Raw genomic sequence first — 14789 nt, forward strand, 5'->3', positions numbered from 1 at the left:
GGCCGGTGGGGGTGGCGCTTCGCGGCAGGCCGCGGCGAGGAGGAGCGCGGGGGCCAGGAGGGGGCGGAGGCGGAGGCTGGACACGGGGTCTCGTCTAACGGGTGCGTGAAGCGGATTCAAACGCTCAAGGGGCAAGCGGGGAACATAGGGATGGACGCCTCCCCATTTACGCGTTGGAACCCCAGCACCCTTGTTGGTACAAGAGCCGAGCCGCGCGTCGGTGCGGCCGTGTGGGAGGCAGCAACTTGCGGGAGAAACTGAAGGCCTTGGCGGAGCTGCAGAAGGTGGACCTCGAGGTCGCCTCGCTCCGGAAGGCGGCGGACGTGCATCCCCGCCAGATTTCCGAGCTGGAGCGGGAGCTGGGGGTCGCGCGCAATGGCATCGAAGCCGAGCGGACACGCGTGGCCGACCTGGAGAAGCAGAAGGCCCTGCTCGAGCAGAACATCACGGACGAGAAGGACAAGGTGAAGAAGTGGGAACAGCGCCTGTCCGACCAGCGCTCCACGCGTGAGTACTCGGCGCTCGCTCGCGAAATCGACATCGCGAAGAAGGGCATCCTCACCCAATCCGAGGCGCTCACGGAGAAGGTGAAGGAGCTGGGCCAGGCTCGCGAGACCATCAAGGGCAAGGAGGCGGACTACGCCACCCGGCAGCAGGGCCTGTCCGGCCGGATGACGGAGCTGCGCGGGAAGCTGGGCGAGTCCGAGTCCCAGGTGAAGGAGCTGGAGGGGCGCCGCGCGGAAGTCGCCGCGAACGTGGACGCCACCCTGCTCCGCCGCTACGAGGTCATCCGCAAGAAGAAGCTGCCCGCGATGGTGGGCGTGGTGGCCGGCACCTGCCAGGGCTGCAACATGAACCTGCCCCCGCAGATGTACAACATGCTGCGCACCTCGCTGGGCACCGACGTGTGCCCCTCGTGCAACCGCATCATCTTCGCCATCGAAGCGCTGCAGGAAAAGCCCGCCGAGAAGTAGCGGCGGAGCCTGCTTCGCTCCCCTCGTCCATGCCGACCCCTTCGCTCGTCGACGTCCTCCGTCACATCGCCCGTGAGGAGCCGCTGACGGCGACGGTGCGCGCCTTTCGCGGGCTCACCCGCGAGCACCTGGGCCAGCTGCTGGACGAAGCCGCCGAACAGCTGGGCGGCGGTCCGCGAGAGGCCGAGGCTCCTGATTCGGAGCCGGCCCCGCTGACGGCGCCCATCTCCACCGTGCCTGGCATCGAGGCCGTGGGTCCCGCGGCGGGTGGCGCGTTGAACCGCGTGCGCGTCTATTCGGACGGAGCGGCGCGAGGCAACCCGGGCCCGGCGGGCGCGGGAGCGGTGCTGATGGACACGCAGGGCGCGGTGGTGGCGCGCCTGGGCAAGTTCCTGGGGCACCAGACGAACAACTACGCCGAGTACATGGGCCTGCTCATCGGCCTGCAGCACGCGAAGCGCCTGGGGGCCCGCGAGGTGGAGGTGTTCGCGGACAGCGAGCTGCTCATCCGTCAGCTGGGTGGGCGCTACCAGGTGAAGAGCCCCACGCTGAAGCCCTTGTTCCAGGAGGCGCAGAAGCTGCTCGCGACCTTCGGCAAGGTGAAGCTCGCCCACGTCCCCCGCGCGCAGAACGCGGAGGCGGACGAGATGAGCAACCGCGCCATCGACGAGCGGATGTAGCCCGCGTCAGGGCACCGTGTCCCCGGCCACTGCGCCGGACGGTTTGGGGCGGTCCCATTTCTGGAGCGCGATGGTGACCGCGCCGGGCAGCAGGAGCTCCTTCTTCACGCGCGCGTAGGCCGCCTTGGAGTTCTGCCCCCGCGCATCCAGCTGGCGCGCGAGGACCAGGTGGAGCGCGGCGCGCTCGCCCCAGTCCAGCGTCGTGAGGGACTCCACTGGCAGCTTGCCGCTCAGCACGTCGTGCAGCTCGCCGTAGCCCAGGTCCACGCCGGAGACGTCGAGCGTCCTCGCCGCGAGCGCGGCGTCCCCGAGCCTTTCGAACTCCGCCGCCAGCAGCATGCCCGCCTCGGTGCCGACGTGGCGGAAGGCCAGGAAGTCGACGTGCGCGGCAGCCCGCGCGGCGAACTCGGGCTCCTCGGCGAGCGCCAGCATCACCCGCACTGCCGTCGCGACCGAATCGTCCGGCGGAGTGCGCGACTCATCAGCCTCCGGAGGCTGCCCGAGCGAGGCCGCGAGCCACCGGGCCACCTGTCCCTCCGGCCGATCCTTCTGGGCCCACGCGATGAGCTGACGCATCGCGGAGTTCTCCTGGCCGTCCTGTGACGCGTGTCCGACCAGCTTCGCGTAGAGCTGCACTTCCGCCAGCTCCGGTGGCTCATTCTCCGCGCCGGCCTGGAGCAGACGCTCCGACAGCCTGCGCGCCGCCTCCGCGCGCCGGCCCAGGGCCACCAGCACTTCGGCGTGCGTCTCCTGGTAGCGCGAGTAGTCCGGGTCGCCCTGCTCCATCGCATCCAACAGCGGGAGCGCATCCGCCCAGCGTTGCTGACGCGCATACCGCACCGCCAGCGCCCGGCGGGGGAGCAGCTCCCCGGGATGATTGCGCACCAACGCTTCCAGCCGCGCGGTCCCTCCAGGCTCGGGCTCGACACGCGCGAGCAGGACGGCCATGACCAGGGAGTCGGGATGGCGCTCCAACTCGGCCTGGTAGTACGCGCGAACCTCGTCATTGCGCCCGGCGCGACGCATGTCTCGCATCCACGTCCGCTGGGCGTCCGCGTTGTCTGGATGCGCGTCACGCTCCGCCCGCGTGATGGCGAGCGACGCGAGGAGCCCTTCCTCGCGCGCGAGCACCATCCTCGAGACGAAGGCGGCGTTCTCCGCGCCCGGTGTCTCCGGCAGCGCCCGCAGGAGCGCCTCCGCCAGGCGAGCGGCCTTGGCCGGCTGGTGGTTCGTCATCAGCCAGCCGTAGCTCGAGGCCCATCCCCCCGGTGCCTGGCCCAGATGGAGGCGCGTGGTGTACTGGCCGTCCTCCTTGCGCATCTCGATACGCTGGGGCGGATCCGTGAGGACGTAGTCGATGTGTCCCACCCGCAGGAAGGGGGTGCCCGCGACGACCAGCGTCGAAGGCTCGGACGAGGAGACGGGCGCATCGTCCCGCTCGTAACGGACCGTCGTCATGAAGAGCGGAGCCGCGCCCAGCACGTTGTAGACGAAGAACCCGCCCTCGTCCGTCACGAACACCGTCTCGTGCGCCAGCGTGGCCTCCCCGCTGCGCACGTCCACGTCCAGCGGCCCGACGGGCATCCGGAACACCCGATGCTCATTCGCCACCAGCGAGAACTGCTCGCCGCCCGCGGTGACCGTGACCGAGGTGTCCAACGCGTTGACGAAGAGCACCTGCTCATGGGCGGTGAACAGCCGGGCCGCCCCCACGATGGCGAGCGCGCAGACACCGATTCCGCCGAGCAGCAACCTGCCCTGGCGCGATGAAGTCGAAGGAGCACTCACGGCTGGGCCTCCGGGACGAGCGTCGAAGCGGTGAGCAACAGCGGGCGGCGGTCGCCCGCGCCCGGCAGGTGCCAGCGGTCCACCCACGCATGGAAGAGGACCTCCGAGGCACGCGGATCCGCCGCGTCCGCCACGAGCTCCAGCGCCGGAACCGGCAGGTCCCGCCCTTCCTGCGTCACCGACCAGACGCGCCGGGACGGAGGGCCCGCTTGAAGGCCCTCTCGCACGTGGAGGGTCAGCAGCGGCGGTCCCTCGCGTGGAGAACTCCGTCCTCCGTCCACCGTCAGGACGCCCTGCCCCAGGGCTTCATCCACCGTCCGTTGCCAGGCGCTCACGAGCAGCTCCGAGGGATCCTCCCGGGGAGGCGTCCGCGTGCCCTCGGGCGCCTCCCACGTCACGGCGATGCGGCGGCTGTGCGAGCGCGAGACGGCGTCCAGCAGGGCCGCGAAGAACGCGCGAGACGGCGCGGCGGCGCTGCCTGGATCCAACCGGGCCTCGAGCCGTGTCCGTGCCTTGCCCAGCTCCTCGTCCACTCGGGCCTGGAGCTGGGGGACGAAGCGGGGGTCGGGTCGCGCGCGCAGGTGTTCGAGCGTGGCGCCCAGGTCCGCATGCGCCGCGACGCGCATCCAGGCGTGCTCCGCGGACAACCGCTGCTGCGGCCACACGGCCCCGCCCACCAGCAACACGCCGAGCCCCGCGGCGGCGAACACACCGGGCCACGGCGAGGGCGTGTTCAGTGCTCGCACGTGGCCTCGCTTGTCCGCGCCCGCCAGCAGCGCCGGAGGCAGGTGCTCCACGCCACTCTCCGCGTCCAGCATGCCCCGGCCGAGCAGCTCCAGCACGCGGCGGCGCCGGGCGATGAGCTCCTGGGCCAGCGCCTCCGCCTTCTCCTTGCCCCGCACGGCCATGACCATGCGCTTGTCATTGAAGCGCATCTGGAGGTTGGTGTGCTGGTAGACGCCGTTGTTCTGATGCTCCACCAACTGGAGGTCCTGCAGGTGCACGAGCGGCCACACGGTGATGCGGTCGATGGCCACCTGGATCAGATGCAGGGGGTGGATGGTGTTGAAGCGCCCGTAGGGGCTGGCCATCACCCGCAGGAGGTAGCGGGCCTGGAAATACATGCCGCCGAAGCCGAGCGCCGCGATGACCGCGCACCCCACCCACGCCATGACATCGCGCTCGGAGGTGCTCAGGTAGATGAAGGCCACCAGGAAGCAGAGGGCCGTGGCGCACACCAACGTGAAGATGGCCGGCATCACCCAGGTCGTCAGGACGCGCCAGCCGCCAATGCGCTCGGCCTCCGAGTGCAGCCATTCACGGGTGACGGCCGGCAGGGCGTCCACCTCCACGGTGACGCTCGTCGGGTACGCGACCTCGGTGGCGCTCTCCGGGTTGAAGCGCCGGCCGAACCCGAGCAGCCGGTTCGCGGCCGTGGACTTCTGCTGGGCGAAGAGGTGCGCGGCGGCGGAGGAGAGCTGGCCTCCGGTCCAGCGGCGCAGCTCGGGGTCCGCGCCCTCCGGCAGCTCGGCGTCGAGCCGTTCCAGCGCCTTCGAGGCCTCGGCGTCCTGGCCGAACTCCAGCATCGTCGCGATGCGCCGCACCTTGAGGGCGAGCACGTCCATCCGCGAGATGCCAGGCAGCGATTGCGCCTGCTCGAGCACCTTGAGCGCGTCCGCCACCTGCCCCATCGCCTCCAGGCAGTCCGCCAGCGCCACGCGCGGACCCACCTCTGACGGGCCATGCTTGCCCGCGCGCCAGAAGGCGTCCGCCGCATCCTTCAGCCGCTCCTGGCGGACCAACACCCAGCCCCGCTGCAGGTGCCCCTGCCAGTGGTCGGGCGCGCGCGCGAGCAGCGCATCGAACTCCGCCAGCGCCTGCTGGAGCTCACCCTCGAAGAGGAAGTGACGGCCCAGCAGGAGGCGCGCGTCGTGGAAGTCGGGCTGCTCGGTGAGCACCGTGGTGAGGACCCTGCGGCCCCCGTCCTTGTCTCCCACTTCGAACAGGCTGATGGCTTCCTGGAGGTGCGCGTTGTTCACCGCCTCCGGGCCGTCCGCCTGCTGCGCGGCGCTGGCGTCGAAGGCCTGACGCGCTTCCGGGTCGGAGAGCAGCTCGTAGGCCTCGCGCAGGCGCCGGAACTCCTCCGGGTGCGTCTCCGGCGGGTTCTGCCGGACGCGCTCGAAGTAGGCCTTCTTGATGGCGCGGGCGTCCGCGTCGTTCTCGACGCCCAGCACCTCGTAGGGGTTCTGGCGGGGCTCGTTGTTCACCTTCGCTCCAGTCCTGGCGTGTTCGCGGCCGCGTTCACCAGCCGCCACGCCTCATCCAAGCTGTCCACCGCGATCAGGCGCAGGCGCCCGGCCACTTCGGGCGGCAGCGCCGCCACGTCATCCAGGTTGCGGCGCGGGTGCAGCACCACGCGCATGCCTTCGAGGTACGCGGCCACCAGCTTCTCGTGCACGCCGCCCACCCGCCGCACCTCGCCGTTCAACGTCACCTCGCCCGTCACGGCCAGCCGCGCGGGCAGCGGGCGCTGCGTGTACGCGGACAGGCCCGCGAGCGAGAGCGCGAGGCCCGAGGAGAGGCCGTCCTTGCCCACCTCGGTGTCCGTGTAGTGCAGGTGCAGGTCGTAGCGGGTCGTGAGCGTTCCCAGGCTCAGCGCGGTCGCGCGGGCGCGGACCACGCTGAAGGCCACGTCCGCGGCCTCCTGGACCTCGGGGCCCACGCGGCCACTGCACCGCAGCACGCCGCGCCCGGGCAACGCGACCGCCTCCAGCGGCGAGACATGCCCGCCCCCCGGATGCCAGCCGAGCACACCCACGCGGCCCACCGCGGCACGTCGCGCGCCAGCAGCCGGCGGCGTTCGGCGACTTCGGCCTCGCGGCCCGCGGCCACCAGGGACTCTCCGTTCGCCGCCGCGATGGCATAGAGCGCTCGCGCTTCCTCCAGCGCTCCGGCTTCGAGCCGGGAGTCTCCCAGCCGCAGCGCGGCGGCCCCCGGGGCACCGGGCATATCGACCACGGCGCGACGGGCCTCTTCCACCTGGGCGGCGGGACGTCCCTCCAGCCACAGCAACTCCGCGCGAAGCAGGGCCGCGGCGGCGCTGCTCCGGGCCGAAGCGGGCGCGACCACGAGGTGCCGCTTCACCTCCGCGAGCGCGCCTCGGCAGAGTGCCTCAGCGGCGGCGTCGAGCTTCGCCTGGGAGAGCGCGGCGCGCGCCGTGGGCAACTTGAGCGCCTGCGCGGCCTGCTCCAGGGGAGGCGCGTCCAGCATGGCGGTGGTGGCCGGAAGTCCGAGCGCGGAACGCGCACCGAGCACCGACTCCGCGAGGCGCGAGTCCTCCGGCGCGAGCAGCCGGGCCCGCCTGAGCGCGGGCATGGCTTCGGAGGGACGGTTCGTGCGTTCGCACAGCCGGATGATGGCGCGCCAGGCCTCCAGCTCACCGGGCGCGACTTCGGCGGCTTCGAACGCATGCACGAGCGCGTCGTCTGGCCGGTCCTCTTCCAGGAGCGTGATCAACTCCGCGCGCAGGGATGCATCGCGGGGCGTTTCACGAACGGACGTTTGCAGCAGCTTCAGCGCTTCGGCCCGCTTGCCATCGCGAGCCCAGGCTCCGCACAGGAGGCGGCGCGCGGGCCCGCCTCCTCCCAGGTCCAGGGCCTTGCGCGCATGCTCCGCGGCGCCGCGGAAGTCGCGCTCCTGGAAGAGCGCTTCGGCCAATGCCAATCGTGCCGAGGGTTCCGCCGGACGCAGCACCACCGCGCGCTTGAGCTCGGTCAGGAGCATGCGGGATCCTGAAGCGGCACCGCAGGAAGGCCCATCGCTCCCGACGGCTCGGCCGGACGCAGCACCACCGCGCGCTTGAGTTCGGTCAGGAGCACGTGCTCGCTCAGCCCAGGTCGAACAGCAGGTCGGTCAGCTCGGCATCCAGGCGGGCCGCGGCGGCGCGGTCTCCCTTCGCACGGGCCTCACGCAGGGCGTTGCACAGCGACTCCAGCCGGGGACGCACTCCCGCTGGCGCGGTCGCGATCCGCTCGGTCGCGGCGGTCAGCAGCGCATCCGCGTCCGCCTCCGGGGACACGGGCGTCGCCGCAGCCACGGGCGCTGGCGCTCCCGGCGTCGCGCCCCATTCACGCGCCAGCCGCTCCTTCGCCTCCAGCCGCTGCTCGGGCCCCAGGCGCTGCGAGCGCTTGTCCACCACGAGCGTCGCCTCCTTGCCCGTGGAGACCACCCGCGTCGTGACGTCGAGGATGCCGTTGATGTCGTACGTGAACGTGATCGCGACCTTCTCCGTCCCCGCACGCCCGGGCGGCACGCCCTCCACCGTGTACGCGTCCAGCAGCAGGTTGTCCTTCACCAGCCGTGCCTCGCCCTGGAACACGCGGATCTCCACCGCGCGCTGCCCGTCCGCCGTGGTGGCGAAGGTCTCCGTGCGCGACACCGGCACCGTCGTGTTGCGCGGGATGAGCGGCGAGAAGACGCCCCCCACCCGCTCGCGTCCCACCGTCGCCTGCACCTCCACGCCCAGCGTGAACGGGCACACGTCGGTGATCATGATGCCGTGCGCGGCGCTCACCGCGCCCGTCTTCAGTCCCGCCTGCAGCGCCGCGCCCAGCGCCACCGCCTCGTCGGGGTGCACGCCTTCGCGCGGCTCGCGCCCGAAGTACTCGGCGACCAGCCGGCGCACCAACGGCACGCGCGAGCTGCCCCCCACCAGCACCACCTCCGCGATGGACTTCTTCGACAGCTTCGCGTCGCGCAGCGCGCTCTCCATCGGCTCGAGCGTGGAGCGCACCAGGTCCGTGACGAGCGCCTCGAACCTCGCGCGCGTCACCTCCACCTCCAGCGACGCGGGCGTCCCACCCCGCCCCGGCGCGAGGAACGGCACGATGACGGGCGTGGCCTCCACCGACGTGAGCGCGATCTTCGCGGCCTCCGCCGCGGCCTTGAGCCGCACCTGCGCCGCCAGGTTCCCGGTCAGCGACACGCCGTGGGCGCGCTCGAACTCCGCGCCCAGCCACGCGGCCAGCGCCTGGTCGAAGTCGCTGCCTCCCAGCTGGTTGTTTCCCGCGGACGCTTTCACGTCCAGCACGCCCTGGAACATCTCCAGCACCGACACGTCGAACGTGCCGCCACCCAGGTCATACACGAGCACGTACTGCTCGGCGTCCAGGTGGTTCACGCCATACGCGAGCGCCGCCGCGGTGGGCTCGTTGAGCAGCCGCTCCACCTTGAGCCCCGCCAGCTCACCCGCATCCTTGGTCGCCTGGCGCTGCGCATCGCTGAAGTACGCAGGCACCGTGACGACCGCCTCCGTCACCGTGCCGCCCAGCGCGCGCTCCGCGTCCTCGCGCAGCGCGCGCAGGATGAGCGCGGAGATCTCCGTGGGGCTGTAGCGCCGGTCTCCGAGCATCACCGGCAGGTCGCGGCCCATGCGCCGCTTCACCTCCGCGATGGTGCGCTCCGGATGCACGAGCAACTGCGCCCGCGCGGACTCGCCCACGTGGAGGCGGCCCTCTGCGTCCAGCCCCACGACGGAGGGCGTGAGCCGCTGCCCCAGCCGGTTGGTGAGGAGATTCGGACGGCCCGCGCCGTCGAGCGCGGCCACCAGGGAGTGCGTGGTGCCCAGATCGATGCCAACGACATGACTCATGTGAGGTGAACCCAGAGGCTTTCAGCGAAGGACCGCGAGCGACGGTTCAGGACTCCGGCGGAGTCCACGGCTGGGCCGGCGCGGCGGCGGCGGCGGGCTCCGGGGCCGAGTACAGCCCGTGCAGCTGCCTCAGCCCCTCCTCGCTGATTCCCGCCTCCCGGGCGATCTCCATCGCGCGCTCCGGCGACGCGTGGGTCACCCACTTCCACTTGTACGAAGTGATGAGCCCCCCGATGCAGGCCAGGCCCAACAGGCCCATGGGGATGGCGTCATCCTCGTGATTCGAGAAGGCGATGAAGCCGAAGAACAGCGAGCCCAGGCCCACGACGATGAACAGCAAGCGCGCCCACGCCACGAGCACGGACTTGCCGCTCATGCCAATGGCCTGCCCGCGCCAGCCGTTGCCCTCCTCGGCGATGACGAGCCAGCCCTCCAGCGGGATGAGCGGCACGAAGTTGATGTGACCGAACTTCGTCGCCACGTAGCCCAGGCCCGGAATCGCATCGACCTTGCCGTAGAGCCTCGAACCGAAAATGACCATGACTTCCCCCTCGAAACCGTCACGCCGTGCCTCAGGGGCACCCGGTGGCGTGGGCGCGAATCCTGCGGCACCCGGGCGAACACGCGCAATCCCCCGCCCCGGGTAGGACAGCGCCTCACGAACCCGAGGGCCACCGCCATCCAAGCCATACGGACTTGGCCGCCAGGATGGGCTGCGTCTCACTGCGGGTGCCCCTCGACTCCAACGCCGCGTCGCTCAGGGCCGGCGCACGCAGCGGAACCCGACTCCCGTCAGACCGTTCTTCGGATAGGCGAGGCCCCGGTGGGCGGACCGGAACAGGGAGGGCACGTGATTGAGCCAGGAGCCTCCCCGGTGGACGGGCTTCGCGGGCACGCCGGAGGGCTCCGCGGGCGCGTCCTCCCCCAGCCGCTCCTGGTAGCCGGTGGCGGTCCACTGCCACACGTTCCCGGCCATGTCACAGAGCCCCCAGCCGTTGCATCGCGGCCCGGCGTGGACCACCGGGGCCGTGCCCCCCCGGCAGCCGCGCGACGCGCAGGGCACCGAGCCGACCACGCGCTCCGCCTCGAACGACTCGCCCCACCAGTAGGAGGAGGCCGTCGAGGCACGCACGGCATACTCCCACTCCGCCTCCGTGGGCAGTGCTCCGCCCACGAGCTCGCAGTAGGCCCGCGCGGCGCGCCAGTCCACGCAGTTCATGGGGTGCTCCGTGCGCTCGGAGTCCAGATTGCAGCGACCGAGCCAATCACCCGGGGTCTCCGCGTCGGTCCACCAACGCGCCTGGGGATCCTTCGCGCGCACCTGCTCACGTCGCGCGGCGAAGGCCCTCACCGTCACGGGCGCGACGTCCATCTGGAAGCGCTCGAACGTGAGTTCCGTCCGGGGCCCCTCGTCCACGTCCCGCCCCGGCTCGCCCGCAGGTGAGCCCATCTCGAAGCGCCCGGCCGGCAGCCACACCGACTCGGGTGGGGACACGCGCTCCACGCGAGTGCCGCTTGGAGCCGTCCCCTCTTTCGCGGGCACGCAGCCCACCACGAGCCCGAGGACGGCGACGGCTGGGCGGGACAGGAAGGAGGTCATCCGAGGCATGTTCGAACGCGACGGCATGGAACTCCAGCAGGACGTCACGGCCCTCCAGGTCCGGCGGGGGCTCCACACGCCCCGCTCATCGCTCCACGCCCTCCAGCAGCGACAGGATGAACGCGTCGTACGCGTCCTTCATCGGCAGCTCGTAGTCCACCTTGATGCGGCGGCGCTCCGCGAGGACCGTCTGCCCCGTCCTCGGGTTGCGCGCCTCCTTCGCGTATGTCTCCCGGTAGAGCCCCGTCCCGCGCTTCTGCCAGTTCGGCAGGTCGTTGAAGTTCACGCCCCGCTGGAAGAGCAGCTCGTTCTTCTCCGCCACCGACAGGCGCATGAGCGTGTGGGTGGCCTCCGCCACGCCCTTGCCTTCGCGGCGCAGGCTCCAGTAGCAGTGCGCGTTCAGCGCGTTGCGGTGCGCGTCCTCGCTGCGCCAGCGGAAGTAGTCGCGCACGAGCCCCGCGTTCGGCAGCTCGCAGATGCGGCAGTCGAACGCGGCCAGGTCCCCCAGGAGCAGCGAGAACTTCGCGCTCGCCTCCCCCGCGAGGATGGAGTTGAGCTTGCGCGTCTTGCGCCCGAAGGTGTCCTCGTCCGGGTGGAACAGCAGGGAGATTTCGTCGCTCTGCGTGTAGCCGTAGACGACCCGGAAGCCGCAGTCCATCAGGTGCCCGGTCGTCGCGGCCATCATGTCGCGCACGCGCACGTCGAAGGGGCTCTCGAAGGCGTGCACCTCCTTCGTCAGCCGCGTGAAGCCGCGCCCATCGATGCGCGCCACCATGAACACGCCGGGCAGCACGCACAGGTCATGCGCGGTCTCGAACACGCGCATCTTCTCGTCGAGCTCATCGAACTTCACGTTGCCACTCCTCCACGGCGAAGCCGTCCTGCGACAGCCGGACGAAGAACAGCGCGTCGAAGCCCTCTTCAGGGCTGGGGACCTGCAACCGTTTGTAGGTGCCGAGCACGCCCACCAGCGGCACGCGCTGCTCCACCGGGCGCTGGTCGTTGCGCAGGAGCGCGTCCGCCACCTTCGACTGGAAGTAGAGCCCCACCACGCGGAAGCCGAACTGCTTCGCGGCGGCGATGTACCGGGAGCGCTCCGCCACCGTGGGGTTGGTGTTGTCCACCACGAAGGGCTGCTTCGCCTCCAGGCACGCGCGCAGCAGCACCTTCTCCCGGTGCCGCGTCTTGAGCATGTCCAGGCTCAGGCGGACGTGCGTGGTGAAGAAGCGCTCCCGGTAGAAGCTGCTCTTCCCCGCCCCCTGGATGCCCGTGAAGATGACCGCTTCCATGCCGTCCCTCCCCTCCCGCGAAGGCCGCTCGCGGAAGCCCTGGGACGCTCAGGCGCGGGGAAACCCGACAGGCCCCCGGACGCCCGCCCGCTGAAGCACCCGGAACGTGGGCGTCCACCCAAAATCGAAAATCACCAATATCTTCAAATAGTTAAGAGGCGACCGCTGGTAACTTAACGGCGGTTAACTTAAGCTCGGTGCCATGGAATGGGGATTCTATGGACGCCACGTCGAACTGGAGCAACTGAGGACGATTCTCCAGCGGAATCGGTGGTTCTTCGTGAAGCTGAGCGGCCGGCGCCGAATCGGCAAGACGACGCTCATCCAGCGAGCACTCCAGAACATCCATCGTCGCGTGCTCTATATGCAGGTGCCCGATTCGGGCCCAGCCGGCGTCTTGTCCGCTGTTCGCGACGCCTTCGAAACGTTCGGCATCGATGCCACGCAATTCCCCTTGCCGACCACCCTTTCGGAGTTCGCGACCACCATCGCCACGCTCGCTGAACAGGGATTCGTCGTCGTTCTGGATGAGTTCCAATATTTCCATCGCGCGGCCCTGACCGAATTCACATCCCATCTCCAGCGCGAGGTGGACCGGCTGTCTGCCTCCGCCTCCAATGTTCCAGGCGGCCTCTTCGTACTCGGATCCATTCACGCCGAACTGACCGCACTCCTGGATGATCGCGATGCGCCCCTGTACAACCGGGTGACCGATACAATCGAGGTGGGCCACCTCGACATCGCCTCCATCATGGAGATCCTCAGGGCGCATGCGGACCGGGATCCCGAGCGCCTCCTGCTCCTGTGGAACCTCTTCGAGGGTGTGCCCAAGTTCTACCGTGACTGCTTCGAGCAGGGTGCCCTCGCCTGCGGCGCGCCGGATCTGCTTCGGCGCATGTTCTTCCTGAGCTCAGCGCCCCTGCGCAATGAAGCAGAGAACTGGTTCCTCCATGAGCTCCGCGGTCGCTACGACGTCGTCCTGAAGTTCATTGCACGCAATCCCGGTTGCTCGAATGGCGACCTCGATATGCACGTACGGCAGGTCAGCCCGGAGAGCGCGGAACAGACCGCCGGCTATGTGAAGATCCTCACGGAACGTTACGAACTCATCGAGCGGCGCCTTCCCATCTTCGCGAAGAAGAAGGAGCGCAAAGGCCGCTACCATGTCCGCGACAACTTTCTTCGCTCCTGGCTGTCCGCGCTGGCGCCGTTTGTATCCGCGGTGAACTTCCAGCCAACCGAAGTGCTGGTCCAGCGGGCCAGTGCCCGTCTCCAAGAAGCAGAAGGGGCGGGTTTGGAGCGGCTCGTCGCGACGCTCTACGAGGAGCGGAGCAGGAAGGCGCTGCCCGGCTTCGCTCTTTCGCATCGGATCGATGGCTACTGGGACGCCCAAGGAACCGAAATCGATCTGGTCGCGGTCGATGACGTGGCCCTGCGCATTCGTTTCGGGACGTGCAAGCGCGACGAGTCGAAACTTGAGCCCTCGCTCGCGGTGACCGACGAGCACATCGGCCGATTCCTGGCCCAACTGCCCCGGTACCGCACCTACTCGGTCGAGAAGGTGGCGATCGCACCGAGAATCGCACCCGACCGGGCTGAGCGGATCCGGGCGCGCGGCTGGCTCGCTGAAGACCTGCGGACGCTTACCGCTGATCTTTGAAGTGTGAAGGTGGACCCGCCCCGGCTGGCTGTTGTATCCCCGGAGTGCCGGAGCGGTCCGGGTGAACGCCGGCCATCGCAGGCATGGATGGCGGGAGGAAAGTCCGGGCTCCACAGGGCAGGGTGCTGGCTAACGGCCAGTCGAGGCGACTCGCAGGAAAGTGCCACAGAAAACAGACCGCCTGTCCTCGCAAGGGGGCGGGTAAGGGTGAAACGGTGCGGTAAGAGCGCACCGCGTCCGGGGTGACTCGGACGGCACGGTAAACCCCACCTGGAGCAAGAGCCAATAGGAGCGCGTCCCCGCAAGGGGACAGGGATGGCCCGTCCCATGCGTTCGGGTTGCTCGCTGATGAGGTCCCTGGGCAACCAGGGCCCTAGATGAATGTTCGCCGCCCATCCCGAAAGGGGTGGGGACAGAACCCGGCTTACAGGGCCGCTCCGGTTTTTTACCCTGTCACCCGCCCACGGGGACCTGCGCCAGCAAGAGGCGGCCCCGGCCATCGTTGCGCACCGCCTCCGGGTTGGTGATGGGCAGCCGGGCGTCGTTGCGCGGCTCCCACAGCCCCATCCACACATTCACCGCGCGCGGCGACGCGCCCGGCGGCAGGGCGATGACGAACTCGTCCTTCACCGTCTCCCCCACCTTCCACTGCGTCGTGGGGTACAGGCCGCCCGCGGGCTTGTGGTCCACGTTCATGCGCTCCATGCGCCCGTCCGCGCCCTCCAGGTGCACGAAGACGAGGTAGTCCTCCTCCAGCGGCTGGAGCACCTTGAAGAAGACGGTGACGCGCGCCTGGTCCCCCGCGGGGATGCGGCCCGGCTGCACGGAGGCGCCCACCACCTCCACCTTGCCGCCCAGGTTGGCGCCGCTGCGGATGGACAGGGGGGGCACCTGGGTGACGGTGGCCGCGCGGCGCTCCTGTTCGCTGGCCCCGCCGGGGGCCTCCACGATGCAGGCGCTGGAAGTGCCCAGGAGGACGGATGCGGTCAGCAGGACGTTCAGGGGCGGAAGGCGCATGGCGGAGGGCCGTTCTACCCGGCCACGGGCGCTGCATCCAACTGCGCGTTGGTGTATGCGGAGCGGCGATGAAGACCCCGACCTCCCTCGACGCACTCCTGGCGCAGGTGCCCCCCGCCCCCTCCCCCGCC

General features: G+C 70.2%; 12 protein-coding genes, 1 other RNA gene and 1 pseudogene. 4 read left to right on the forward strand and 10 right to left on the reverse strand.

Annotation, left to right across the window (positions count from 1 at the left end):
- Positions 1 to 245: 245 nt before the first annotated feature.
- The gene (locus tag ACLEQD_RS20980; RefSeq protein WP_410386082.1) at positions 246 to 974 is read left to right on the forward strand and encodes a zinc ribbon domain-containing protein; all 729 of its coding nucleotides are present in this window, start codon (positions 246 to 248) and stop codon (positions 972 to 974) included.
- 29 nt (positions 975 to 1003) lie between these two features.
- Positions 1004 to 1654, forward strand: coding sequence for a ribonuclease HI family protein (locus ACLEQD_RS20985; protein WP_410386084.1), 651 nt, complete (start codon positions 1004 to 1006; stop codon positions 1652 to 1654).
- Between the two features lie 6 nt (positions 1655 to 1660).
- On the opposite strand, the gene ACLEQD_RS20990 is transcribed toward ACLEQD_RS20985, so the two are convergent.
- From ACLEQD_RS20990 to ACLEQD_RS21030, 9 genes and pseudogenes are all read right to left on the reverse strand, one after another.
- A complete protein-coding gene (locus ACLEQD_RS20990) occupies positions 1661 to 3442 on the reverse strand; it encodes a tetratricopeptide repeat protein (protein ID WP_410386086.1) in 1782 nt (593 codons plus the stop codon).
- Positions 3439 to 5709, reverse strand: a complete 2271-nt coding sequence (locus tag ACLEQD_RS20995) for a tetratricopeptide repeat protein (RefSeq protein ID WP_410386088.1) — start codon at positions 5707 to 5709, stop codon at positions 3439 to 3441. The genes ACLEQD_RS20990 and ACLEQD_RS20995 overlap by 4 nt, the downstream gene beginning before the upstream one ends.
- Positions 5706 to 6509 carry a S16 family serine protease gene (locus tag ACLEQD_RS21000; protein ID WP_410386104.1) on the reverse strand — a complete coding sequence of 268 codons (804 nt, stop codon included), beginning with the start codon at positions 6507 to 6509 and terminating at the stop codon, positions 5706 to 5708. Before ACLEQD_RS21000 ends, ACLEQD_RS20995 begins: the two co-directional genes overlap by 4 nt.
- Before the next feature lie 623 nt (positions 6510 to 7132).
- Positions 7133 to 7225: pseudogene (locus tag ACLEQD_RS21005) on the reverse strand (hypothetical protein); the annotation flags it as partial.
- A gap of 103 nt (positions 7226 to 7328) precedes the next feature.
- Positions 7329 to 9092 (reverse strand): Hsp70 family protein, encoded by a 1764-nt coding sequence (locus ACLEQD_RS21010; protein WP_410386090.1) that lies wholly within the window; start codon positions 9090 to 9092, stop codon positions 7329 to 7331.
- Between the two features lie 46 nt (positions 9093 to 9138).
- On the reverse strand, positions 9139 to 9633 hold the full coding sequence (locus ACLEQD_RS21015) for a hypothetical protein (protein WP_410386092.1): 495 nt from the start codon (positions 9631 to 9633) through the stop codon (positions 9139 to 9141).
- A gap of 216 nt (positions 9634 to 9849) precedes the next feature.
- Positions 9850 to 10692: a formylglycine-generating enzyme family protein gene (locus tag ACLEQD_RS21020; RefSeq protein ID WP_410386094.1), complete on the reverse strand. Its 843-nt coding sequence runs from the start codon at positions 10690 to 10692 to the stop codon at positions 9850 to 9852.
- A gap of 85 nt (positions 10693 to 10777) precedes the next feature.
- On the reverse strand, positions 10778 to 11545 hold the full coding sequence (locus ACLEQD_RS21025) for a tRNA(His) guanylyltransferase Thg1 family protein (RefSeq protein WP_410386096.1): 768 nt from the start codon (positions 11543 to 11545) through the stop codon (positions 10778 to 10780).
- A complete protein-coding gene (locus tag ACLEQD_RS21030) occupies positions 11532 to 11981 on the reverse strand; it encodes an AAA family ATPase (RefSeq protein WP_410386098.1) in 450 nt (149 codons plus the stop codon). Before ACLEQD_RS21030 ends, ACLEQD_RS21025 begins: the two co-directional genes overlap by 14 nt.
- Before the next feature lie 280 nt (positions 11982 to 12261).
- Between ACLEQD_RS21030 and ACLEQD_RS21035 the strand changes: the two genes are divergently transcribed.
- Both ACLEQD_RS21035 and rnpB read left to right on the forward strand, forming a co-directional pair.
- Complete coding sequence (locus tag ACLEQD_RS21035; RefSeq protein WP_410386100.1) at positions 12262 to 13641, forward strand: ATP-binding protein; 1380 nt, start codon at positions 12262 to 12264, stop codon at positions 13639 to 13641.
- 49 nt (positions 13642 to 13690) lie between these two features.
- Positions 13691 to 14084, forward strand: an RNA gene (gene rnpB, locus ACLEQD_RS21040) — RNase P RNA component class A.
- 10 nt (positions 14085 to 14094) lie between these two features.
- Here rnpB and ACLEQD_RS21045 read toward each other — a convergent pair.
- Positions 14095 to 14658 (reverse strand): hypothetical protein, encoded by a 564-nt coding sequence (locus tag ACLEQD_RS21045; RefSeq protein WP_410386102.1) that lies wholly within the window; start codon positions 14656 to 14658, stop codon positions 14095 to 14097.
- Positions 14659 to 14789: the final 131 nt, after the last annotated feature.

Source organism: Corallococcus sp. 4LFB (assembly GCF_046520365.1).
Lineage (GTDB): Bacteria > Myxococcota > Myxococcia > Myxococcales > Myxococcaceae > Corallococcus > Corallococcus caeni.